Source organism: Conexibacter arvalis (genome assembly GCF_014199525.1).
GTDB lineage: Bacteria > Actinomycetota > Thermoleophilia > Solirubrobacterales > Solirubrobacteraceae > Conexibacter > Conexibacter arvalis.
In genome coordinates this window covers 1,057,874-1,081,375 of sequence record NZ_JACHNU010000001.1, presented here as the reverse complement: position 1 = coordinate 1,081,375, position 23,502 = coordinate 1,057,874, and the positions used below count along the sequence as shown (strand labels likewise).

The following is a 23,502-nucleotide window of genomic DNA, read 5'->3' as shown; positions in this document are numbered from 1 at the left end:
GAGCCGGCGTCCCGCACCGCGAGCGCAGCCTGCCCGCGTCAGACTGCAGCGCATGCTCCGACGCCTGCCGCACGCCCTGCTCCTGCTGCTCGCGACGGTCGCCCTCGCCGCGTGCGGGGGCGGCTCCGCGCCCGACGACGACCGCGTCGAGCGCCCGGCGCCGACCGTGACCGACCCCGACGCGCCGCCGCCGGCTCCCGCGCTCGACGCCGCGGCGCAGCGGGCGGCCCGCCACGCGCTCGCCGGCCGCCGCGGCGGGGTCGCGGCGCTCGACCTGCGCGACGGCCGGATCGTCGTGCTCACCGGCAGCGGCGGCGGGTCGGCGACGCGCGACGCCGTCCCGCCGGGCTCGACGCTGAAGACGCTGCTCGGCGGCCTGGCGCTGGAGGAGGGCCTGATCGACGCCGACGGACCGCTCGACGGCGACATGCCGGCGGCGCCGGGCGCCGACAACTACAGAGGCGTGCGACTCGGCCCGCTGACGCTCGCGCAGGCGCTCGCGCACTCGAGCAACACCGCCTTCTCGCACGTCGCCGTCGCGCTCGGCGCCGCGCGGATCGAGGCCGGCCTGCGGCGCGGTGGCTGGGGCAGCCCGGTCGAGGTCGACCTGCCGCCGACGCGGCTGGCCGCGAGCGTCGCGAACGTGGCGGAGCCGATCGGCCCGGACGGGCGCTACGTCGACGTCGACGAGCTGCAGCGCACGACCGTCCTCCAACTCGCGCTGCTCGCCGCCGCGGTCGCCGGCGACGGCACGGTGCCGCGTCCGTGGCTGGCGCAGCGACCGCCGCGCGCGAGCGGCGGCCGGCTGTGGCGAGCGGCGGTCGCGCGCGAGCTGCGACGCGGGCTGCGACTCGCCGTCACCGACGGGACAGGCGCGGCGATGGACGATCCGCGTTTGGCGATCGCCGGCAAGACCGGCACGGTGCGGCTGCCCGACGGCGCGATCCAGGCGAGCACGATCGCCTTCGCCCCGTTCGCGCGTCCCCGCTGGGCGCTCGCCGTCTCGCTGCGCGCCAACCCCGACCAGACCGGCGGGACCGCCGCCGCCCCGATCGCGCGAGAGGTCCTGAAGGCGCTCGCCGGCTGAGCCGCTGCCGCCCGCGCCGGCCGGAGACCTCTGTCATCCGATGCCGGCTCAGCGTGCATCGGATGACAAAGGTCCCCGCAGGCGGGCCGGGTCAGGCGGCGGCGTGGGCCGCGAGGACGTCGCGGACGGCGGCGGCGAAGCGGTCGACGTCGTCGGGGTCGGTGTCCCAGGAGCACATCCAGCGGACCTCGCCGGCGGCGGCATCCCAGACGTAGAAGCGCCAGTCGCGCTGCAGCTCGACGATCGCCTCGGCCGGGAGCCGCGCGAAGACGGCGTTCGACTCGACCGCCTGCGCCAGCTCCAGGCCGGGCGCGTCGCGCACGCCGTCGGCGAGCCGCCGCGCCATCGCGTTGGCGTGCGCGGCGAGCCGCTCCCACAGCCCGTCCTCGAGCAGCGCGACGAGCTGCGCGGCGAGGAAGCGGCCCTTGGAGGCGAGCTGGAGCGACTGCTTGCGCAGGTACGGGAGGCCGTCGGCGTTGCGCACGTGCGCGCCGCCGCCGAGCACGACGACCGCCTCGGCGCCGAGCGCGCCGGCCTTCGTCGCGCCGAACGACAGCAGGTCGACGCCGGCGTCGGCGGTCAGCGCGCGCAGCGTCACGCCGAGCGATGCCGCCGCCTGGCAGATGCGGGCGCCGTCGACGTGGAGCGCGAGGCCGCGGGCGTGGGCGGCGTCGGCGAGCGCGCGCGTCTCCTCAGGCGTGTAGACGGTCCCCAGCTCGGTCGCGTTCGCGATCGAGACGACCTGCGCCTGCGCCTGGTGCTCGTCGCCGAGCCGGGCGCAGAGACGCTCGACGTCGGCCGGCGACAGCTTGCCGTCGGCCGTCGGCGCGGTCAGCAGCTTGATGCCGCCGACGCGCTCGGGGGCGCCGCCCTCGTCGCGCGTCAGGTGGGCGACGGTCGTGCAGATCGCTGCGCCCCACGGCGTGCAGGCGGCGCGCAGCGAGAGCACGTTGGCGCCGGTGCCGTTGAAGACGGGGAAGACGCGCGCGTCGTCGCCGAGCTGCGCGCGCAGCAGCTGCTCGGCGCGGGCGGTCCAGGGGTCGGCTCCGTAGGCGCCTGCGTGTCCGTCGTTGGCCGCGGCGATCGCGTCGATCACCGCCGGGTGGGCGGGCGCGTAGTTGTCGCTCGCGAATGTCGTCATGCGGCGATGGTCGCAGCCTCGGCCCGATCGGCGAGCTTCCGCTGCAGCGAGACGTAGAAGAGCGACAGCGGGAACTCGTCGTCGAGCACCTCGTCGACGTACGGTCTCGGCTCGGGCGTCTCGGCGAAGTCGCGCGCGCCGGCGGCCCAGCGGGAGCCGGCGGCCGGCGGCACGTAGGCGGAGACGAGGTCGTGCGCCGCCTCCCAGTGCTGCAGCTTGGTGCGCTGGATGCCGGCGCGGTAGAGCGCCTCGACCCGCTCGCGCAGCTCCAGCACGCCGCCGGCGACCGCCGCCCAGTCGATCGTGAGGCGGTTGTCGGTCCAGTGCAGGCGGCCGGTCGCGTGCAGGAAGCCGAACAGCAGCTGGCCGCCGAGGCCGTCGTAGTTGCGTCTGCGCGGGCCGGTGATCGGGAAGCGGAAGAGGCGGTCGAAGAGGATCGCGTACTGGACGTGGCGGGCGAAGGCGAACCCCTCCGACTCCAGCCGCACCGCCTCGCCGAAGGCCGTCAGGTCGCAGCGCAGCTCCTCCAGCGCGTACATCCAGTACGGCATCCGCTGGCGGATCATGAACGGGTCGAACGGCAGGTCGCCGTGGCTGTGGGTGCGGTCGTGGATCAGGTCCCACAGCTCGTAGGCGTCGCGCGACAGCCGCTCGGAGCGCAGCAGCGCAGCGGCGTCGGGCGGCAGGTTGAGCCGCAGGACCGCGGCGGCCCGCGTCGAGGTGCGGCGGAAGCGCTCGGCCTCGCGGTCGCAGAAGATCCCGCCGAAGTGGTTGGCCGGCGTGCCGGCGACCGAGACCGTCTCGGGGAAGAGGACGGCGCAGTCGGAGTCGTAGCCGGCGGTGTGGTCGACGAGGCAGACCGGGACGAACTTGGCGTTGTCATAGCGGTCGCGCTCAAGCTCGGCGAGCCAGCCGGGCCATGGCACCTCGACGATCAGCGCCTCGAAGCTCTTCTCGCGCGGGCCGTTCTGCTTGTACATCGGGAAGAGGACGAGGTGCTCGATCCCGTCGCGGCGCTGCAGGTCGGGCCGGAAGCGCTCGAGCGCGGCGGTGAAGTCGGGGCGGCCGAAGCCGTCGCCGGCCCAGCGCGCCAGGTCGGCGAGGACGGCGTCGAGGTAGTCGTGTTGATGGGGGAAGCGCGGCGCGAGGCCGGTGACGGCGGCCGCGATCGCCTCGACGCGTGCGTGCAGCGCGGCGGGGTCGTGGACGGCCAGGTCGACGCTGCCGTCGGGCTCCTGCTGGAGGCGGAGCGCGTCGACCTCGCGCTTCAGCGCCCGCCAGTGCAGGTCGTCCTTCGCGGCGACGGCCTGCGGCGAGGGCGCCAGCGGCGCGGCGAAGGCGCGGCCGGCGGCCCAGTGGACGAGGTTGAGCCACAGCGTGGCGTGGTCGTGGAGGTCGATGCAGTCGTCGCCGAAGAGGTCGGAGTCGGCGAGCGCGACGACGCGGCCGGCGCCGTGCTCGGCGACCGCCAGCAGCGGCGCGTGCGGCTCCGACGCCGTCGCGGAAGTGCGCGCGAGCACCTGCGCGCCGTCGCGCGCGCGGAGCGTCGTGGCGCGGTAGAAGCAGGCCCGCTCGACGCGGGCGAGCAGGTCGACGCCGCCGGCCGGACGGGACAGCTCGGCGACGATCCAGTGCGGGCTGGCCTCGTGGTGCTCCCAGTCGGCGACGGCGCGGCTCTCGATCTCGATCCCGAAGCGGCCGAGCAGCGCGTCGAGGTTGTTGCCGTACTTCGCCTGCTCCTCCTCGCCGAGCACGATCAGCCCGCCGCCGCGCGCGACGAACGCCTCGATCGCGTCGAGCTCGTCCGCTGACAGGCGCGGCGAGCCGCCGGGTACGACGCGCTCCCACGCCGGCTCGGAGGGGTGGGCGATCACGAGCACGTCGGCGCCGTCGAGCGCGGCCGCGTCGAGCGGTCCGTCGGCGTGGGCGGCGACCGCGAGGTCGTGCGCGCGGAGCAGCTCGGCGGCGCGGGCGTAGGAGGCGTCGGCGGGGTGGGCCGGCTGGATCGCGCGGGCCACCTCGGGGCGGACGGTCCATGCCTCCCCGTGGGCCTCGTCGAAGACGATCCGGGCCGACGCGGGACGATCGGGCATGGCGCTTCCCTCCGGCTTCCTGTGTGAGGTCGGGCTGCCTTTGACGGTAGAACCGGAGCGCGACGCGGTCGAGGGTTCGATCGTGCGCGTCGGTGCAAGAATCGAACGAATGGACGAGACCGACCGGCAGATCGTTGCGCTGCTCGTCGAGGACGCGCGCCGTTCGTACGGCGACGTCGGCCGGCGCGTCGCGCTCAGCGCGCCGGCGGTGAAGCGCCGCGTCGACCGGCTGCGGTCCAGCGGCGCGATCGAGGGCTTCACCGCGGTCGTCGACCACGACGCGCTCGGCGCGGCGACCGAGGCGCTGGTCGAGCTGTTCTTCGCGCCCGGGATCCAGCTCGACGAGGTCGCCGCTCGCCTCGACGCGCATCCGGAGGTCGTCGAGGCGTGGAGCGTCACCGGCGACGCCGACGCGATCGCGCGCGTGCGGGTCGCCGACGCGCGCGACCTCGAGCGCCTGATCCGCGCCTTCCAGCAGGACGGCTCGGTGGTGCGGACCCGCTCGCAGATCGTCCTCTCCCGCCTGGTCGCGCGCGGGCGGGGGTAGGCGCCGGGGCGGGCGGCGGCGTCGAGCGCTCGGACCCCGGGCGCGTACCATCGAGTGATGGCCGCCACCGACGAGATCGTGGAGCCCTGGGAGGGGCTGCTCGCGCGCGGGCGGGCCGACGAGCGGCTCGTGCACGAGTCGGTCGTGCCGCCGCGGGCCGGCAGCGCGGCGCCGATCCCCGACGAGCTGCACCACGAGGTGCGCGCGGCGCTGGCGCGGATCGGCGTCGGCGCGCTCCACGCCCACCAGCGCGACGCGCTGTTCGCCGCGATCGACGGGCCGATGATCGTCACGACCGGGACGGCGTCGGGCAAGTCGCTCTGCTTCAACCTGCCGACGCTGCAGATGCTGCACGTCGACCCGCGCGCGCGGGCGCTCTACCTCTACCCGACGAAGGCGCTGGCGCAGGACCAGGCGCGCGCGCTGGCGGCGCTGAGACTGCCGCGGCTGCGACCGGCGATCTACGACGGCGACACGCCGGCGCAGGAGCGCTCGGCGATCCGCAGATCGGCCAACGTCGTCCTCACCAACCCGGACATGCTCCACGTCGGCGTGCTGCCCAACCATCGGGCGTGGGCCGACTTCCTCGCCAACCTCGCGGTCGTCGTCGTCGACGAGGCGCACGTCTATCGCGGCGTGTTCGGCTCCCACGTCGCGAACGTGCTGCGGCGGCTGCGGCGAATCGCGGCGGCGTATGGGACCGAGCCGCGCTTCCTGCTCGCGAGCGCGACCGTCGCCAACCCGCTGGAGCTGGCGCAGCGGCTGACCGGCCTGGAGGAGATCGCGCTCGTCGACCGCGACGGGGCGCCGGCGTCGCAGCGCAAGATCGCGATGTGGAACCCGCCGCTGATGGACGAGGCGCTCGGGACGCGGGCCTCGGCGCTGAGCGAGGCGGCCGACCTGTTCGCCGACCTCGTCGCGGCCGGCTCGCGGACGATCTGCTTCATGAAGTCGCGCAAGGGCGTCGAGGTGATCCTCCGCAGCGCGAGCGCGCGGCTGCGCCAGTCCGGCCACGACGACCTCGTCGACAAGATCGCGCCCTACCGCGCCGGCTACGCCGCCTACCAGCGGCGCGAGCTGGAGGAGCGGCTGTCGCGCGGCGACCTGCGCGGCGTGGTGGCGACCGACGCGCTCGAGCTGGGGATCGACATCGGCGACCTCGACGCGGCGATCTGCGTCACCTTCCCCGGGACGGTCGCGTCGCTGAGACAGATGTGGGGCCGCGCCGGCCGCCGCGGCAGAGGGCTCGCGGTCTACGTCGCCGGCGAGGACGCGCTGGACCAGTTCTTCTGCCGTCATCCGCAGGAGTTCCTGGAGCGGCCGGTCGAGGCGGCGATCCTCGACCACGAGAGCGAGCAGATCCACGCCGCGCACCTGCTCTGCGCCGCCCACGAGGGGCCGCTCGCGCCCGGCGACGCCGAGGTGCTCGGGCCGTCGTGGCGGGCGCATGCCGAGCGGCTGGTGAGCGCGGGCCTGCTGGTCGAGCGGCGCGGGCGGTTCCAGCTGCGCAGACCGGAGGAGTACCCGGCGGCGCGCGTGCCGCTGCGCTCCTCCTCGACCGACACGTTCGCGCTGATCGACGTGACGGTCGGCGAGGTGATCGGGACGATGGAGGCGGCGCGGGCGTTCTCGACCGCGCACGAGGGCGCCGTCTACCTGCACATGGGCAGAGCGTACGAGGTCAAGCAGCTCGACCTGCACGACCGGCGTGCGTTCCTGGAGCCGTTCGACGGCGACTGGTTCACGCAGCCGCGGAAGGAGACGATGACCGCGATCGAGCGGCTCGGCGAGCGGCGCGAGACGATGGGCGTGACGCTGTCGTTCGGGACGGTCGTCGTCACCGACCTCGTCACCGGCTACCAGAGAAAGTCGCTCGCCGACCACGAGACGATCGACTTCACCGCGCTCGACATGCCCGAGACCGCGTTCACGACGCAGGCGCTCTGGTACGAGCTCGACGACCCGGTGCTCGGGCCCGACGCCTACAGCGAGCGGCTGCTCGGCGCGCTGCACGCGGCCGAGCACGCGCAGATCGCGGTGCTGCCGCTGCTGGCGATGTGCGACCGCTGGGACATCGGCGGGCTGTCGACCAACGCCCATCCGCAGACGGGGCGGCCGACGATCTTCATCTACGACGGCCATCCCGGCGGCGTCGGGATCACGCGCCAGGGCTATCTGCGCTTCGAACGGCTCGTCGCCGACGCCCACCGGCTCGTGTCCGAGTGCGGCTGCAAGCACGGCTGCCCGTCATGCGTGCAATCGCCGAAGTGCGGCAACCTCAACGAGCCGCTGTCGAAGGGCGGCGCCGACGCGCTGATGCGGCGGCTGCTGAGCGAGCAGCCCCGTCACTCCACGAACTGAGACATCGCGAGCGGGCGCTTGTCTACATTGCGCCGATGACTCCCTCTGGACCCGCGTACAGGCGCCGCCCAGCAAGCATCGCAGCGGCCGCCGCAGTCACTGCTGCGCTCCTGCTGACATGGTCCGCGCCAGCTGTCGCAGCAGGAGGCGTCCACCCATCCGTCGCACCAAGCGCAACGATCGGCCAGCGCTACTTCGGAAGCATCGGGCGCGATCACCGCACCGAGTTCTGGCGGCTCCCTGCTCTGATCGCGCGTGATCGCGTGACCGTCGCGTGGAGAACGACCGATCTGACGACGATGTGCCTCAAACAGGCCATCGACGACTACTCGTGGGACACGGGCGAGGCGCGTCTCTGCGGTGACGGTTACGGCGACGAGAACGGTCGCCGCTTCGTCCTCACCGCTGAGCAGTCCCACCCCGATGCGTTCCTGGTGTTCGACGATCCTGTGTGGGGCGGCCAGAGCCCATACGATGAGCCGTACGAATTCACGGTCGAGGCGATCCAGCATTGGATCGGGATCGGTGTCCGGCGGACCCCGTCGATCAGCCGTCGGGGCACGTTCGTCGCGACCGTCTCCACCGGCGACAACCGCCCCGCGCCGGATGGCCTCAGAGCCCAGATGACGCTCAGGTGGGATCGACAGAGCCGAATGCGGTGGGCCAGTAGCAGGAGCGGCAAGCTGCGGTTCCGCATGCGGTTGCCGCGTTCTGCGCGCGGCAAGGTCGTTCGCCTCACCGTGCGACGCGACGAAGACTCGGCGTATCAGGCGAGCAGCGCCGGTCCGCTGAGCGTGCGCGTGCGGTGACGACGCCGGGGCGCCTGAGCTGGGCGATCCGTTGCAGCTTCGCGGGGATCGGCCGCCGCGCTGCAGCTTCTGCGCCGTGAAGTTGTGCACGGGCCTGCATGCCGCTGGCCGGTGCATCGCGACGGGCGACGTTCGTGGTGATGGCTCGGTTCCTTCGCGCCTTCCCCCTCGCAGTGGCTCTCGGAGCCGCGCTCGCCCTGCTCGTCGTGGCATCCCCCGCGTCGGCGGGCAACGGCGGCGCGGCTCCGACGGCCGCGCCCGGCGCCGGCAGCGGCGGCGCGGCGACGACGGTTGCGACGGCCGCCGGCAACGGCGGTCGGAGCGGCGGCGCGCCGGCGGACCGGCCTGCCCCGAGCGGCGGGAGAGCGTCGAGCCGCCGCACCGGCGGCGCCGCGGTCGGCGTCGCGCCGCGCCGCGCGAAGCCGCCGAGACGGGCCGCCCCGAAGCGCAGAGCGGCGGCGAGACGGCCGGCGAGGAAGACGCCGCCGCGGAGAGTCGCCGCGCCCTCGACGCCCGACCCCGGCACCGTCGCCGGCCGCTTCCCGGTCGTCGGCTCCTACACCTTCGGCGGGGAGGGCTCGCGCTTCGGCGCCGGCCGTCCCGGTCACGTCCATCAGGGTCAGGACGTCGCGGCCGCGAGCGGGACGCCGATCGTCGCGCCGGTCGACGGCACGGTGACGTGGAAGGCCAACCAGCCGAAGGGCGCCGGGATCTACATCGTCGTTCGCGGCGCGGCCGACGGCCGCGACTACGTCTTCATGCACCTGAAGCGCGGGTCGGTCGTCGTGGCGCCGGGTCAGGCGGTCGCGGCCGGCGACGCGCTGGCGCAGGTCGGCTCGACCGGCGCCTCCTCCGGTCCCCATCTCCACTTCGAGATCTGGGTCGGCGGCTGGCAGGCGAGCGGCGGGGCGCCGATCGACCCGCTGCCGCAGCTGCAGCGCTGGGCGGCCGGGACGGCGTAGGCGCGCGGGCCGCCGCCGTCGGCGAGCCGGCAGCGTGCGGGCGGTCGCGGCGGTCGCTCTCGGGCGCCGAGCCAACTGGCGCTCTTTCGCGTCGCTTCAGGTCGCTGCGCGATGATGGGTCGCGTGAGCTACGTGCCGACCACGCCCGGTTCGCCGCCGCAGCGCCCGAGAGGCGGCGGTGGCAGCGGCGGCGCGCGCGGCGGGTCGGTCTTCGGCGCGCTCGTCCTGCTGGTGCTCGTCAACGTCGGCGTCTTCCTCGTGCAGCTGGCGAGCGCCCCGTTCAGCGACATGATGGACGGGAGCCTCGTCGAGCACGGCGGCCTGAACGGCTGGCAGGTCGATCACGGCGACTGGTGGCGGGTCGTGACGAGCGGCTTCCTGCACGCGAACGGCCCGCACCTGTTCGGCAACCTGGTCGCGCTGCTGATCCTTGGCGGCGTGCTGTCGGTCGCGGTCGGGCCGCTGCGGATGCTGCTGGTGTACGCGGCCGGCCTGCTCGGCGGCGCCTTCTCCGTGCTGGCCTTCGACCCGAACGCGCTGACCGTCGGCGCCTCCGGTGCGATCTTCGGCCTCGCCGGCGGCGCGCTGCTCGTCGGCGTGCGGCAGCGGCGGATCCTGCTGCTCGTCTTCGCCGCGGCGTGGACCGTCTACTCGCTCAGCAGCACCCTGTTCGTGCCCGGCATCTCGCAGGCCGGTCACCTCGGCGGGCTGGTCGCCGGCGGCCTGGCCGGCTCGCTGCTGGTCGGCGAGGGCGCGCGCCTGCGCAGCGAGAGCGCCGCGACCGGCCTGGTGGTGGGGCTGGTCGTGGTGCTGTTCGCGGGCGCGTTGCTGATCTAGGGCGGCTGAGCGGCCGGGCGGGCGCGCGCGTCACCCGTTGACGGCGCGCAGCAGGCCGAGCTGCGCGCCGAAGGCGCCGCCGGCGAGCAGCCCGACGCTCGCGCGGCCCTGCGTGGGGATCGCCTGACCGGCGGCGAGCGTCGCAGCGAAGTCGGCGCCGTCGGCGAGCGCGCCGCCGACGATCCACGGGGAGAGCGACGAGCCCTGCTTGAGCGCGGCGAGCGTGCCGACGGCGAGCGCCAGGTCGCGCGCCCCGACGGCGCGCAGCAGCACGCCGGCCGCGGGCCGCTCCGCCTCTCCGCCGATCCAGCCGGGACCGACGACCTTGCGCGGCGCGGCGAGAAGGGCGGCGCCGAGTGCGAGCCGGCCGAGCGCGATCCCGGCCACGAGCGTGCGAGGACTCATGCCGGCGATCCTAGCCACGGCGATGCGGGCGGCGCGCCGGGTCGATCCCGAACCCACCGGGGGGAGCCGGCGCCGGTCCGGCGACGCAGTGACGAAGCGATGACGAATCCAAGCCAGAACAACCGCGCCGCGGCCCACCTGCGGCTCGTCCCCGAAACGGGCGAGTCGGCGCGTCCGCACCGCTGGTTCTGCGGCGCCTGCGGCGCGCCCGGTCCGGCCGACGCGACCCCGCATCCGTTCGCCCGCGGCTGCGAAGCGTGCGGCGACGGCCTGCTGCTCGAGGCCGCCGACGCGCTGGCCCCGCGCCCGGGCGAGGCGTTCCTGCTCGTCGATGCCGCGCTGACCGTCCGCTCCCTCTCCCCGGCCGCCGTCGACCTGCTCGCCGTCGCGCCTGAGGAGGCGATCGGCCGCCCGATCGCCGAGCTGCTGTCGGCCGCCGACGCGGAGGCAGGCCCGAGCGGCGCCCTCCCCACCGCGATCTCCGCCGCGGCCGCCGGTGGCGAGGAGGAGCCGACGCGGATGACGGTCCGTCCCGCCGACGTCTTCGGCGTCCGCATCCCGGCCCGCATCGGCGTCTGCGGCCCGCCCCGCGCCGCCGTCGTCGTGCTCGACTGACCGGGCGGGCCGACCGCCCCTCCGACGAGCCGTCACCGCCGGCGCGAACTTCGGTACCATCGGCGATCTCGGCGACTTAGCTCAGTTGGTAGAGCACACGACTGAAAATCGTGGTGTCCCCAGTTCGAGTCTGGGAGTCGCCATTTCCGCGATCCCAGTGCTAGCAGTGTTTTTCGGCTTTCGGAGAGGGTCCGAGGTGCCAGCCGGGGTGCTACAGACGACAAACCGGAAGACAGATTCCGGTTGTTCGTCGTCTCAGATCGTCTGAGATCCGCTGGATCCGCTGGGGTGTGATCGCGCGTCGCGCGGCTGGCATTCGGCACCGCGCGGAGGTGCGCCCGCTGGCACGGGACCTTGCCATCGGCGCCCCTTCCACCTAGCGTCGCCGCCGCTGTCCATCCCGTAAAGCGGCCCGGCGGGTGGTTGCACACCCCCGGGCCCGGCACCGAAGGGTGACTTCGATGCACTTCCATTGTTCCCGACGCGCCGCCTGGCGCGCGGAGATTCTTGACGTCCTCGTCCATGGCGGCCGGAGGGCGGTGGTCGCGTGGCGCTGACGATCAAGCCCGCGGCGCGCGCCGTCCTGCGCGAGCAGCTCCTCACCGAGCTGTCGGGCATCGGCGACATCTACCTCGCCGTCGGCGAGGCCCAGTGGGGCGCCGCGCTGTCGCTGCGCCGCCGCTACGAGGGCTGCATGCGCCTGCTCGACGACCTCGGCTGGCGCGAGGACGATCCGGCCGAGGAGTTCGCGATCACGATGGAGCCGGCGCCGCTGATGCGCGTGCTCGCGCGCCTGCACGAACGCGCCGGTGAGGAGATCGAGGGCCAGCTCGACACGGCCGCCGAGGAGCGCCAGGCGCTGTGGGAGGCGATGCTGACGGTCGCGGTCTGCGGCGACGTGCTGGTCGAACTGGTCGGCACCGACGTCGAGGAGGCGATGCTCCGCTACCGTCGCGAGCGCGCCGAGGCCGCCTCCTGCGAGCCCGAGGACGAGCGCCCATGAGCCCGCGCCCGGTCCAGAGCGCCGAGCATCGCGTGCTCGGCCGCGCCGTCCGCGAGACGCGCGCCCGCCGCCTGCTCTCCCAGGAGCGCCTCGGGTTCACCAGCGGACTGCACCGCAACTACATCGGCGCGATCGAACGCGGCGAGATCAACCCCACGTTCAGGATCCTCCTCCAGCTCTCCGACGGCCTCACCCTCCCGCTCTCCGAGCTGTTCGCCCTCTACGAGCAACGCCGCCAGGAGACCGGCTGATGACCGCGCCCGGCACCCTCCACACCACCACCGCCCGCTTCGACGCCGAGATGTGGGCCGCGATCGAGCACCACAGCCACCGCCTCGGCATCGCCCACGCCGAGTTCATCCGCGGCGCCGTCCACCACCGCCTCGTCCACCTCGACCACACCGACCGCCTCACGCGCCTGGAGCAGCGCGTCGAGGCGGTCGCCGACCGCGGTGAGCGCATGGCGCGGGTCGTGGGGCGGCTGGCGCGCGGCGCGCAGCCACACGCGTGACCGGCGCGTGCTTGTTCCAGGAATCGGCCTGTTCCGTGCAGAGCGGAACAGGGCGATTTCCGGAACACGCGATGCCGCCTTCAGCCTTGTCCGTCGCGTCCGGTCGGCAGGCGAAGATTTCACCCATCCCTCGGGTAGTGTCTTGCGTATCGCCGAGGTACCCTACGAACACATGTTCGACGATCGATCTCTCATGAGCAGCCGCGAGACGGCGGCGGTTCTCGCCCTGATGGCGCGGAGAGCGATGCCGCCCAGACGGCTGGCCGGCGCGATTGAGGAAGAGGGCAGCGCGCTGCGACTGCTGGAGCAGTTCGACGCCAGCAGCGCCGACCGCCTCTTCGACATCGATCGCAGACCTGTGACGCTCGACCAGCTCGAGGAGCACGTCCACGCGTGGGAGCGGGAGGGCTTCGGCGTCGTGACCGTCCTGGACGACGACTACCCCGCCAACCTCCGGACGGTCTACGACCGCCCGCCGGCGCTGTTCGTCCGCGGGCGCCTGCAGGAGCACGACGAGCGCTCGGTCGCGCTGGTCGGCACACGCTCCGCCTCGCCCGAAGGCCTGGAGAAGGCACGAGAGATCGCCCGCGAGCTGGTCGCTGCCGAGTACGTCGTCGTGAGCGGCCTCGCCGCAGGCATCGACACCGCCGCCCACACCGCCGCCCTTGAGGCCGGCGGCCGAACGGTCGCCGTCATCGGCACCGGCCTGCGCCACAGCTTCCCGAGAGCGAACGCACGACTTCAGGAGCAGATCGGCCGCGAGCATGCCGTGATCTCCCAGTTCTGGCCCGGCCAGGAAGGGCGTCGCTGGACCTTCCCGCAGCGCAACGCGGTCATGTCCGGCTTCTCGCGCGCGACGGTCGTGGTCGAGGCATCGCACACCAGCGGTGCCCGCATGCAAGCGCGACTCGCACGCGAGCATGGCCGTCCGGTCTTCCTGCTCAGAGCGCTGCTTGAACACAGATGGGCGCAGACCCAGGCACAGCGGGCGGGCTCCTACGTCGTTGACAGCGGCGCCGAGATCATCGGCCACCTGGATCGGCTCTACGCCGAGCAGTTGACCCTGATCGCGTAGCCGTGGCCAAACCGCAGCTCACCGTCAACGAGGCGAGCGAGACGTACGAGAGCGCGATGCGCAACGTACTGCCCGCCGGCGACGGCGTCTGCGCGACCTGCGGAACGTGGATCGAACCGGCCTACACCTACTGCTACCCCTGCAACAGCCAGCCGTCCGAGCTGGCGGCCGTCGTTCCGATCACCTACAGCGAGCACCTCGGGCAGATGCACCTTGCGCTGCGCCGTTACAAGGACGGTCCGCCGAGCGACCGCCACCGAATGCGAATCCGCCTCTGCGCGATGCTCTGGCGCTTCGCGCTCCAGCACGAGCAATGCGTCGCCGACGCAGCCGGCGCACCCGAGTTCGACCTCGTCACGACAGTCCCCTCCAGCTCACCGAAGAAGGACGAAGATCGCGGCAATCTCCGCTGGATCGTCAAGAGATGCGGACCGCTGAAGAAGCGCTACGAGCGCGCCCTGCTCGCGACCGGAGACGCCGATCCCAACGATCGCAGCTTCGCCCCCGATCGCTACAAGACGACCGAACGCCTCGACGGCCGTCACGTCCTGCTGATCGACGACACCTGGACCCGCGGCGGCCACGCCCAGTCAGCAGCTCACGCCCTTCGCCAAGCCGGCGCGGCGACTGTCGCGCTGATCGTCATAGGGCGCCACGTCAACCCCGACTGGGAAGTCGGCGGTGTCACCTGCGGCGACCGCTTCAGAGCGCTGCCCAGAGCCTTTGACTGGGGGACGTGCCGGGTGCATCAGCTGCGTCTGCGAAGCGTGGAAGAGGCATGAAAGACCAGCTCCATCCCAGGTCTGGTCTCTCATGCCACGAGGGCTACGGCAAGACCGGCCCCCAACCGGCTTTCTGTGCGTTACGCTCTCCGCCGTCAGAACAACGACCGGGAACTAAAGGAACTAGAGGTTGAACGGGTTAAGCCCGACTTTAGGGGCAATCCTGCCACTCGTGGGTGTGCTCTTGGGCGCGTCCATCAGCGTGGGCTGGGCTGCCCTACTGGAGCGCCGCCGTGTGTCTCGCGATGCGCGCACAGCGGCCCGTCTCATCGGTGACGATCTCTTCCTGTTCTCCACGGCCTCAAACATGGCGCTCGACGCCGGAAGCTGGCTTCCATTTAGCACAATGCGCCTCACCGAGCTTGACCGATGGCGCAGACACGACGTCCTCTTGGCAGGTCTTCTGAGACATCAGGAATGGCGACTGATCCGAGTAACGATGCGACGAGTCGAGATGACGATCGCGATCGCGGCACGCCTCAGTGCCCAGGCGCTGGACGAACGAGATCGTCTTCATGTCAAGGAGGCGGGCGCGTCCGCCATGGACTGCTATGTGATGTTCGATGAGATCTCGAAATTTGGGTACCACTCGCGCAAACGCCGCAGAGTCACGCGAGAACATCTGACTTCGAGAATCAGAGACATGCACGACAACCTGATGGCGACCTGGCAGACAGAGGCCCCGCCACCTCCGTAACTAGGGCGCAGCCGCGCAGAGGCCTTCGATCGGGAGCCGCGGCAACGCGATCGACGACAGCGATGCCTCCGTGGGATCGCACCGATTCTCCAGCCAGACCGGCTTCGGAGACCGAGGACTCTCTACGACTGTTAGGTCGCTTGGCAGCAGCCTGAAAATAGTCCGCCTGACTAGAGCGCCCACGCGCCAGCACCAGCGCGCGAACCTAAATTTCTTCGTATCTGAGCGTGCCCAAATGCGCCGAAATGTGCCCGTTCGTGCCTGAGCGCACCCTAGACGACGAAACCTAAAGGACCGCTCGATTTCGGGGGCCTAGACATGGTCGTCGGGTCCACCTACAACTTACGTACCAGGCCACGCCGAACGCGTTCAGGCCGCTAATTCACCGAGGTACCCGACGTGCAGAAGATGACGCTTTGGGGCGGCCCGTGGCCGCCGCCAGGTTCGCGGGTCCTGTTGGCCCCGCACAGCACCGCTCGACGCGGTGACGCAGTACCGGCGCTCGCGCCGGATCGTGTTCCTAATCGGAGGTTGTTTCATTCCATGTCGTTGATTGCCTTCAGCGGGGCGGGCGGGGTCCGTTCGCGGTTTCGCCTGCGCTTCGCTCTCAAGTTTCACCCGCGCGTCCGTGCGCGGGTTCATCACCGCTCCCGCGCTGTGTCGGCGCGAGGGGTGCTGATCGTCGGCGGTGCCGGCGATCGCGGCGGCCGAAGGTCGCTGGCATATATCCGCGAAGCGGAGGTGGGTCTTTGAGACCGACTGAACCGAAGGACATGATGGTCATGGTCGCGATGGCGGCCGTGGTCGGGCTGATCGTGGTCAATGCTATGGCTGGGGAGGTGCTGGACGCAGCGGTCGAGCTTGCTCGCTCTCCGCTCGTGCCCGTGCTCGCCGGTGTGCTGGTCGCGGGCCTCGTCGCGGTGCTCCTCGTCCGTTGTGTGCTGGAGCGCCGTGCGCTGGCTGACCGGGTGCGGCTGGAGCTGGTGCCGGCGGACTCGTTCGCGCCGGAGATCAGACCGGTGCTCGCGTTCGCTTCCACCCTGACCGCCGCGCGGCGCGCGACGGGCGGGCTGCTGGCAAAGCGCGCGCACGCCGTCCGCGTGCGGCTCGACAACGATCCCGACGGGCGGCTGCGCTACAGCGTCGAGCTGCCCCGGCACGCCCGCCGCGCGCTGGAGGTCGGCGTCGGCAGCTACGGCGGCGTCGAGCTGCGCGAGCTGCCCGCGCCCGCCCCGGCACGCCCACCCGAACCGAACCCGACCCAGGCCCCCACGCCGCCCGCCCAGCACGCCACGGTCGCGCCGAACAGCACCCAAGTCGACGCCGAGCCCCACGTCGCCCGCGCCGAGCTGATCCTCGCCCGCGACAGCCGTCACCCGCTGCTGGAGACCGGCGTCGATCCGGACCCGCTGACCGGGTTCGCGCAGGCGCTCGAACCGCTGATCCCCAAGGACGAGTCGGCCGAGGTCTGCGTCGACCTGCTGCCGCTGAAGCCGTCGGAGCGGCGCCGGCTGCAGGGCAAGCTGCTGCGCAAGGCGCGGCGTGAGGAGCGCCGCGAGCAGAAGACGCTCGGCGAGATCATGCGCGGCGAGCCCGCTCACCGCACCCCGCCGACACGAGCAGAGCTGGTCGCGCGGCGCGCCGAGCACAAGTCGCTGGCAGGGAAGCTCGGCGATCCGCTGCCGCTCTTCGGCGTGCAGGTGCTGGTGCGGGCGTCGAGCCCGCTCGCGGGGCGGGCGGTCGAGCAGGTCGGGGCGCTCGTCGCCGCGTTCCGCGCCTTCGACGGCGAGAACCACTTCCGCGTCGTCGGGCAGCGCGTCCCGTTCGGGTTCGCCGGCGCCGACGCGCCGTGGCGCCGCGGACGGTTCGACGCGCGTGTCGCCGGCGGGCTGTTCGCCCCTGCCCGCAAGCGGCTGGTCAACGCCGAGGAGGTCGCGGCGCTGCTCAAGCCGCCGACCAAGAGCTGCGAGTCCGAGAACGTCGTCCGCTCCGGCGGGCGGGTTCCGGCGGCGCCGCGCGGGCTGCCGACCTTCGACCATCAGCCGGACCTGCTGCCGCTCGGCCGCGTCGTCTCGGCGCGGGCGGGTGAGCGGCTGGTGGGGGTGCCGCTCCGGGGGTCGTTCTTCACCTACGTCGCGGGCCGCTCGCGGTTCGGCAAGACCGAGACCGGGATCGGCCAGTTCCTGCACCTCGCGCGCAACGGCCACGGCTGCTTCTTCCTCGACCCCCACGCCGACGCGCTGGAGAAGATCAAACGCCACCTCGGCGACCAGCTGGATCGGGTCATCGAGCTGGACCTCACCGACCACCACGCCGGACCGCAGATCGGCTGGAACCCGCTCGCCAGGACCGGACACCGAACGACCCAGCAGCGGGTCGACGCGATCGTCGACGCGTTCTCGTCCACGATGCGGTGGGACGAGGTCAACGCCCGCGCGATCAACCTCACCGCCCAAGCCGCCCACGCGCTCGCCGACCTCGCCGACAGGCTCCCCGCCGCCAAGGCACCGACCGTCTTCCAGATCCCGACCCTGCTCGGCGACGACGACTGGCGCGCCACCGTCCTGCCGCACGTCTCACCACCGGTCCGGCAGTTCTTCGAGCAGCGCTTCGCGCGCCTGAGCCCCGAGGCGATCACGCCGGTCACCAACCTGATCGACCGCCTGCGCACCGCCCCGGCCGCAGCCGCCGTCCTCGGCAACCCGCAGTCCGCCTACGACGTCGGCGCCGCGATGGACGCGGGCGCGATCGTGCTTGCCTGCCCCGGCTCGGGATCGAGCCGCGACCGGCTGCTGGCGAACTTCCTCGTCTACGACCTGCTCCACACCGCCAAGCAGCGCGCCGCCCTCCACCCGTCCGCCCACAAGCCGTTCCACGTCTTCCTGGACGAGATCCAGATCTACGACGGCGCGACCTCGGGCAACCTCGCGGCGCTGCTGGAGCAGACCGCGAAGTACGGGATCCGCGGGTTCCTCTTCAACCAGAACCCCGAGCGGCTCACCAGAGCGACCCGTGACGCGATCACGACCAACCGCTCCCACCTGCTCACCACCGCGCTGGACGCCTCCGCGGCCAACCAGATCGCACGCGAATGGGCCGGCAGAATCGAGCCGCAGACGATCGTCAACCTCGACCGCTTCACCTTCCTCGCCTCCGTCACCCTCGACGGCCACCCAACCCCGCCGTTCCTCCTCCACGGCGTCCCCGTCAGCGACCTCTACCCCGAACCGACGACCTACCCCGCCGGTCCGCTTCCGTTCACCGCCGCGCACGGCATCCCGATCGCCGAGACGCTCGACCGTCTCGCCACGCTGGACGATGAGATCGCGGCGCACTTCGCGCCGGCCGGCGAGCGAGCGGACGCGCCGGCGGAGGAGCAGGTGACGATCCAAGCGGAGGCGCCGCAGTGATCGTCACCGTCACCGACACCGCGACCGGGCCGCTGCCGCCGGTCGCGGTCCCGATCATGGAGAGCCTCGCGCAGCACCGGCTCCTCACCACCCTCCAGATCCACGAACTCCACACCCCGGACAAGACCACCCACTGGACGCGGCACGTCCTGCGCAGACTCCACGCCGCCGAGCTGGTCGACGCCGCCCGACTGCCCGGCGGGCTCGGGCTGTGGTTCCTGACCGAGCAGGGCACCGAGGCGATCGAGCTGATCCCCTCGCGGCCCGAGCGGCGCCGCAAGCAGATCACCCACGCGCAGGCGACCGGGCCGCTGCGCCACCACACCCTCGCCGTCAACGAGGTCGGGCTCGCGCTCGTGCGCGCCGCCCGCGCCCGCGGCGACGAATGCGGACCGCTCGCCTGGCGCCACGAGATCGCCCACCCGATCGGACCCGCCCCGGGCCGCCGCACGCCCGAGCAGTTGATCGCCGACGCGCTGCTCACCTACCAGCGCAACCAGCCCGACGGCACCACCACCTTCCACTACCGCTTCATCGAACTCGACCGCGCGACGATGCCCGTCGACGACCTCGCCGCAAAGCTCGCCCGCTACGCCACCCTCTACCACCACACCCTCCCGCCCACCGGCCCGACCGACCGGCCAAGACCGCTGTGGACCCACAGCTACGCGATCTTCCCCGGCGTCCTGCTCGTCCTCACCGGCCGCGACCGACCCGCGCTCGAGCGCCGCCGCAGCAACGCGATCGCGCTCTGCCGCACCAACCCTCAGCTCACCGCGACGCCCGCCGTGAAGATCGCCGCCTGCCTGCTCGCCGACCTGATCGACCGCGGCCCGTTCGCGCCGATCCTCAAGACCACCCACGACCCCGCCAGAGCGGTCGGCTGGCTCGACCGATGACCGCCCCGACCCGAGAGCCCCACGGCGGGGAGGAGCTGGACGGCGAGCTGATCGACGCCGAGGAGGCCGCCCGGCTGCTCAGCGTCCCACCCTCCTGGGTGCTGAGCCAGGCACGCTCAGGCCGCATCCCGCACATCCGTCTCGGCCGCTACGGCCGCTTCGAGCGCCGCCAGCTCGCCGCCTGGTGCACGACCCGACGTCAGGGTCCTGGCACATCCCTTGGCACCCGCAAGCGCTCCACCTAGCATCGTGCGCGAAGCAGCTTTGACACGCCCCGCCACCGCTTCTGCGGCGCGCGGTCCCAGCCCCGGAGCAGCGCCGCTCCGGCCCAGCCCGCCATGCGTCCTCGCGCACCCGCGCGCGAGGACGCTCGCCCCTGCCGTCACGAGCCCGGAGAGGAACGGATGCCGCGCACCAGCCTGACCAACCCCGAGCGCACCGTCCGCTCCGTCAGACGCATCGCCGGCACCGGCAGCCTCCTCGTCCGCAGACTCGCCGACGGCACCGAAGCCTGGTACGGCTCCTGGTACACCGCCGGCCGCCGCGTCAAGCGCCACCTCGGCCCCAAACGCCAACGCGGCGAGCGCACCGGCCTCACCGAAGCCCAAGCCGAAGTCGAGCTGCGCCGCCTCATCTTCGAAACCGAAGACGACCTGCCCGTCATGGGCGAGCCGCTCACGATCACCGAACTGGGCGCCCGCTACATCAAGAACTCAGAACGCCGAGGCCGCAAACGCGCCTCCCGCGAGAACATCGACTGCAACCTCCGCAACCACATCGTCCCCTTCTTCGGCGACCGCCCCGTCCACCAATACCGCCCCGAAGACATCCTCGACCTCATGAGCGTCCTCGAAGCCAAGGACCTCGCCCCACGCACCATCCGCGGCGTCATCAGCACCATCTCCGCGCTCTTCAACTTCGCGATGACACCCCAGCGCCGCTGGGTCAGATCCAACCCCTGCCACGGCATCGAACTGCCCGCCATCCCCGAGCCCGCCGAGATCCGCTACCTCACCCTCCCCGAGGTCGACCGCCTCCTCGCCCACACCCAACCCGGCGACTGCCAGGACCTGGACCACGCGCTCTACATGACCGCCGTCATGACCGGCCTGCGCCAAGGCGAGCTGATCGCCCTCCGCTGGCGCGACGTCGACTGGAACGCCAACCGCATCCGCGTCCGCCGCAACTACTCACGCGGCGAATTCGGCACACCCAAGTCCCGCCGCTCCAGCCGCTCGGTCCCGATGATCAGCAGACTCGCCGACGAGCTGAGAACCGTCTACGGCCGCACCCACCGCCGCGACCCCGACGACCTCGTCTTCGCCCACCCCGCCACCGGCGGCGTCCTCGCCAAATGCAGCGTCTACCGCCGCATGCAGCAAACCCTCAAAGCCGCCGGCCTCGACACCAGACACCGCTTCCACGACCTCCGCCACACCTTCGGCACCCACATGGCCGCCACCGGCGTCCCCATGCGGACGTTGCAGGAATGGATGGGGCACCGCGATATTGCGACGACGCAGCGGTACGCGGACTACGCCCCGAGCCCGCACGAGGAGGAGATGGTGGCGGCGGCGTTCGGGCGGGAGGCACGGAGTGCGGGTGCAGAGGTGCCGCTGCGGTTGGTGGAGTGACGCAGACCCGCGCTCGGCATGAGCCACGTGGCCTCGCACCGGAACTGCCGATACCCGTCAGCCCGGCGTGACAAGCTTGCGGTCTGTCGTCATCCCGATTTTCAGGCCGCAGTACGCGGCGAGCGAACGAGGAGTGCCAGCATGCGCCTGACCGACGTCCACGTGACCAACTTTCGCTCGATCGTGGACGGCGGCCGCGTAGAAACCGACGCCATCACGTGTCTCGTCGGCAAGAACGAATCGGGCAAGACGAGCTTCCTTACGGCCCTTGAACAACTGAATCCTGCTGACGGCAGACGAAGCCTGGATCTCGTTCGAGACTATCCACGGTGGGTGCTCGGAGAGGGTGAGGCCGAGCTCGACGCAGGCAGGCCTCCGGTTGTCGTCGAAGCCACGTATGTCCTCACCGACCAGGAGCTGGGTTTCTTCGCCGGCCGCTTCGGCGCGGGAGCGCTGACGTCGGACTTGAGAACGCGCATCGCCTACGACAACAGCCACGTCTGGGTATTCAATTCTGACGAGGCCGCCGCGGTAAAGCACTTGGTCGAACGGATCGGCTCGCCGGATGAGCTTAGAGCTGTCACCACGCTGGAGGGGCTCCGCGCTGCGGTAGCTACGACCCCTCTTGAGGAGAGACTCGACAACGCCCAGCTCGGCTGGAGCGTGAAAGACGATCTTCGACGCTCGATGGTCGCGTTCTTCTCATCGTACGAGCCAAAATATCTCTACTTTGGCGAGTACAGCCTGATGCCTGGACGGGTCTCCGTGCCGGCCCTGATCGAGCGTCGTGAGGGTGGTGATTTGCAACGCGAGGATCAGACCTTCCTTGCACTCCTCGATATCGCAAACACTCCTCCCGAGTCGTTTACTGACGACGCTGGCTATGAGCGCCAGAAGAGCCGCCTGGAAGCTGCAGGCCTCCGGATCACCAATGAGCTTTTCGAGTTCTGGCAGCAGAACCGCGACAGCAGCATCGAATTCGACAAATCTGCCGCCGACGCGACCGAAAGCGGCGAACTTGCCGCAGGCATCAATCTCCACGTCCGTGCGAAGGGTCGCCGAGGGGTCACGGTCCCAATCGACCAAGGGTCTCACGGATTCCGGTGGTTTTTCTCGTTCCTTGTGTACTTCACAAGGATCCGCGACATGGTGGGCGATAAGCCACTTGTCCTCCTTCTCGACGAGCCTGGAAGTGCCCTGCATGCATTGGCCCAAGCAGACTTTCTCCGCGTGGTGGAAGAACGCTTGGCGCCCGTCGCGCAAGTCCTGTATACGACGCATTCGCCCTTCATGGTTGACGCGAACCATCTGGAGCGGGTGCGCATCGTTACGGACGACACGACTGCCGGCACGGTGATAAGCAACCAGGTCGTCCGCATTGATCGCGATACGCTGTTTCCGCTCCAGGCGGCATTGGGTTACAGCATCGGTCAGACGCTCTTCGTTGCTCCGAACGCCCTGCTCGTCGAAGGTCCGTCGGACATGCTCTATCTGCAAGCTTGGAGTCGAGTCTTGCGGGAATCCGGACGAACGTCCCTGGATCCTCGATGGGTCATAGTGCCTGTTGGCGGCGTCAGCAAGGTCGAGACATTCGTTCGGCTCTACGGCGCGAATCAGCTGCATACGGCTGTCTTGCTGGACGGCTCAACGAAGCATGAGGAGCAGGTTGCTCGTCTCGTCGAGACGGGGCAGCTTTCAAGAGATCAGATTGTTTCCGTCGCCTCCGCCCTTGATAGCGGACAGGCGGAAGCAGACATAGAGGACCTCTTCCCAACGGACGTCTATGTCGATCTCGTGAAGGCTGCCTATCCCAACACTCAGGCAGCCGCACTCACGCCCGAGGCGGTCGATGGCAACGGGAACCCCCGGTTGGCCAAGCGGGTCGAGGCGACCCTCAAGAGCTGGAACTTCGACGGTTTCGACCACCTTAAGCCTGCTCTGCAACTCAACGGGAACAACGGAGCATTCCCGAGAGCCCTGCTCGACCGAGCCGAGCGCCTGTTCGCCGCGTTGAACGCGTGTCTCGATGACGCGAAACCGCACACGACGGGCAGACGCCCTGCTCGCAGACCGGCGCAAGCGAGATAAGGACGAGCAGCGTCTAAGGGCTCCTCTCCCGATCCGGGCCGAGCCGGCCCAAGGTGCCACCGCAGGTGCCACACCCCGCTGATCTCAGCGCATCCAGCACCACCCCATACCACCCATTTGCAGCGGAAACGCCTGAGCACCACCCCCTCTTCCGGATTCGAGTCTGGGAGTCGCCATTTCCGCGATCCCAGTGCTGGCAGTGTTTTTCGGCTTTCGGAGAGGGTCCGAGGTGCTACAGAGCGCAAGACGGAGCGCAAGTTCCGCTTGCTCGTGGCCTCAGATCGTCTGAGATCCGCCCGGTGCGCTGAGGTGTGATCGCGCGTCGCGCGGCTGGCATTCGGCACCGCGCGGAGGTGCGCCCGCTGGCACGGGACCTTGCCATCGGCGCCCCTTCCACCTAGCGTCGCCGCCGCTGTCCATCCCGTAAAGCGGCCCGGCGGGTGGTTGCACACCCCCGGGCCCGGCACCGAAGGGTGACTTCGATGCACTTCCATTGTTCCCGACGCGCCGCCTGGCGCGCGGAGATTCTTGACGTCCTCGTCCATG

Annotated in this window: 21 protein-coding genes and 1 tRNA gene; 19 read left to right on the top strand and 3 right to left on the bottom strand. The window is 71.4% G+C overall.

The window, feature by feature from the left end:
* Positions 1-52 precede the first annotated feature (52 nt).
* Positions 53-1,087 (top strand): penicillin-binding transpeptidase domain-containing protein, encoded by a 1,035-nt coding sequence (locus tag BDZ31_RS05105; RefSeq protein WP_183339625.1) that lies wholly within the window; start codon positions 53-55, stop codon positions 1,085-1,087.
* Between the two features lie 91 nt (positions 1,088-1,178).
* Here BDZ31_RS05105 and BDZ31_RS05100 read toward each other — a convergent pair whose 3' ends face one another.
* Both BDZ31_RS05100 and BDZ31_RS05095 read right to left on the bottom strand, forming a co-directional pair.
* Complete coding sequence (locus BDZ31_RS05100; protein ID WP_183339623.1) at positions 1,179-2,228, bottom strand: threonine aldolase family protein; 1,050 nt, start codon at positions 2,226-2,228, stop codon at positions 1,179-1,181.
* Positions 2,225-4,321, bottom strand: coding sequence for a DUF6421 family protein (locus tag BDZ31_RS05095; protein ID WP_183339621.1), 2,097 nt, complete (start codon positions 4,319-4,321; stop codon positions 2,225-2,227). Before BDZ31_RS05095 ends, BDZ31_RS05100 begins: the two co-directional genes overlap by 4 nt.
* Positions 4,322-4,430: 109 nt before the next feature.
* Here BDZ31_RS05095 and BDZ31_RS05090 point away from each other — a divergent pair, with 109 nt between their 5' ends.
* From BDZ31_RS05090 to BDZ31_RS05070, 5 genes are all read left to right on the top strand, one after another.
* Positions 4,431-4,868 carry an Lrp/AsnC family transcriptional regulator gene (locus BDZ31_RS05090; protein WP_183339619.1) on the top strand — a complete coding sequence of 146 codons (438 nt, stop codon included), beginning with the start codon at positions 4,431-4,433 and terminating at the stop codon, positions 4,866-4,868.
* A 57-nt stretch (positions 4,869-4,925) separates the two neighbouring features.
* Complete coding sequence (locus BDZ31_RS05085; RefSeq protein WP_183339617.1) at positions 4,926-7,229, top strand: DEAD/DEAH box helicase; 2,304 nt, start codon at positions 4,926-4,928, stop codon at positions 7,227-7,229.
* 263 nt (positions 7,230-7,492) lie between these two features.
* A complete protein-coding gene (locus BDZ31_RS05080; protein WP_183339615.1) occupies positions 7,493-8,038 on the top strand; it encodes a hypothetical protein in 546 nt (181 codons plus the stop codon).
* 173 nt (positions 8,039-8,211) lie between these two features.
* Entirely contained in the window at positions 8,212-9,000 is a 789-nt protein-coding gene (locus BDZ31_RS05075; RefSeq protein WP_183339613.1) for a peptidoglycan DD-metalloendopeptidase family protein, read from the top strand.
* 123 nt (positions 9,001-9,123) lie between these two features.
* The gene (locus BDZ31_RS05070; protein ID WP_183339611.1) at positions 9,124-9,837 is read left to right on the top strand and encodes a rhomboid family intramembrane serine protease; all 714 of its coding nucleotides are present in this window, start codon (positions 9,124-9,126) and stop codon (positions 9,835-9,837) included.
* A 30-nt stretch (positions 9,838-9,867) separates the two neighbouring features.
* Here BDZ31_RS05070 and BDZ31_RS05065 read toward each other — a convergent pair whose 3' ends face one another.
* Positions 9,868-10,242: a hypothetical protein gene (locus BDZ31_RS05065; RefSeq protein WP_183339609.1), complete on the bottom strand. Its 375-nt coding sequence runs from the start codon at positions 10,240-10,242 to the stop codon at positions 9,868-9,870.
* 99 nt (positions 10,243-10,341) lie between these two features.
* On the opposite strand from BDZ31_RS05065, the gene BDZ31_RS05060 reads away from it, so the two are divergent.
* From BDZ31_RS05060 to BDZ31_RS05000, 13 genes are all read left to right on the top strand, one after another.
* The gene (locus BDZ31_RS05060) at positions 10,342-10,857 is read left to right on the top strand and encodes a nitrogen regulation protein NR(II) (protein ID WP_183339607.1); all 516 of its coding nucleotides are present in this window, start codon (positions 10,342-10,344) and stop codon (positions 10,855-10,857) included.
* 70 nt (positions 10,858-10,927) lie between these two features.
* Positions 10,928-11,000 (top strand) — tRNA-Phe (locus BDZ31_RS05055).
* Positions 11,001-11,404: 404 nt separating this feature from the next.
* Positions 11,405-11,860, top strand: coding sequence for a hypothetical protein (locus BDZ31_RS05050; RefSeq protein WP_183339606.1), 456 nt, complete (start codon positions 11,405-11,407; stop codon positions 11,858-11,860).
* On the top strand, positions 11,857-12,111 hold the full coding sequence (locus BDZ31_RS05045) for a helix-turn-helix domain-containing protein (protein ID WP_183339604.1): 255 nt from the start codon (positions 11,857-11,859) through the stop codon (positions 12,109-12,111). The genes BDZ31_RS05050 and BDZ31_RS05045 overlap by 4 nt, the downstream gene beginning before the upstream one ends.
* Positions 12,111-12,371, top strand: a complete 261-nt coding sequence (locus BDZ31_RS05040) for a hypothetical protein (RefSeq protein WP_183339602.1) — start codon at positions 12,111-12,113, stop codon at positions 12,369-12,371. The genes BDZ31_RS05045 and BDZ31_RS05040 overlap by 1 nt, the downstream gene beginning before the upstream one ends.
* Entirely contained in the window at positions 12,313-13,446 is a 1,134-nt protein-coding gene (locus BDZ31_RS05035; protein WP_183339600.1) for a DNA-processing protein DprA, read from the top strand. Before BDZ31_RS05040 ends, BDZ31_RS05035 begins: the two co-directional genes overlap by 59 nt.
* A 2-nt stretch (positions 13,447-13,448) precedes the next feature.
* Positions 13,449-14,228: a hypothetical protein gene (locus BDZ31_RS05030; protein ID WP_183339598.1), complete on the top strand. Its 780-nt coding sequence runs from the start codon at positions 13,449-13,451 to the stop codon at positions 14,226-14,228.
* A 172-nt stretch (positions 14,229-14,400) separates the two neighbouring features.
* Entirely contained in the window at positions 14,401-14,925 is a 525-nt protein-coding gene (locus tag BDZ31_RS05025; protein ID WP_183339596.1) for a hypothetical protein, read from the top strand.
* An 839-nt stretch (positions 14,926-15,764) separates the two neighbouring features.
* Entirely contained in the window at positions 15,765-18,335 is a 2,571-nt protein-coding gene (locus BDZ31_RS05020; protein WP_183339594.1) for a type IV secretory system conjugative DNA transfer family protein, read from the top strand.
* On the top strand, positions 18,332-19,234 hold the full coding sequence (locus tag BDZ31_RS05015; RefSeq protein ID WP_183339592.1) for a replication-relaxation family protein: 903 nt from the start codon (positions 18,332-18,334) through the stop codon (positions 19,232-19,234). Before BDZ31_RS05020 ends, BDZ31_RS05015 begins: the two co-directional genes overlap by 4 nt.
* Positions 19,231-19,479, top strand: coding sequence for a helix-turn-helix domain-containing protein (locus BDZ31_RS05010; RefSeq protein ID WP_183339590.1), 249 nt, complete (start codon positions 19,231-19,233; stop codon positions 19,477-19,479). The genes BDZ31_RS05015 and BDZ31_RS05010 overlap by 4 nt, the downstream gene beginning before the upstream one ends.
* 159 nt (positions 19,480-19,638) lie before the next feature.
* Positions 19,639-20,868 carry a tyrosine-type recombinase/integrase gene (locus tag BDZ31_RS05005; protein WP_183339588.1) on the top strand — a complete coding sequence of 410 codons (1,230 nt, stop codon included), beginning with the start codon at positions 19,639-19,641 and terminating at the stop codon, positions 20,866-20,868.
* A 141-nt stretch (positions 20,869-21,009) separates the two neighbouring features.
* Entirely contained in the window at positions 21,010-22,956 is a 1,947-nt protein-coding gene (locus BDZ31_RS05000; protein ID WP_183339586.1) for an ATP-dependent nuclease, read from the top strand.
* Positions 22,957-23,502: the final 546 nt, after the last annotated feature.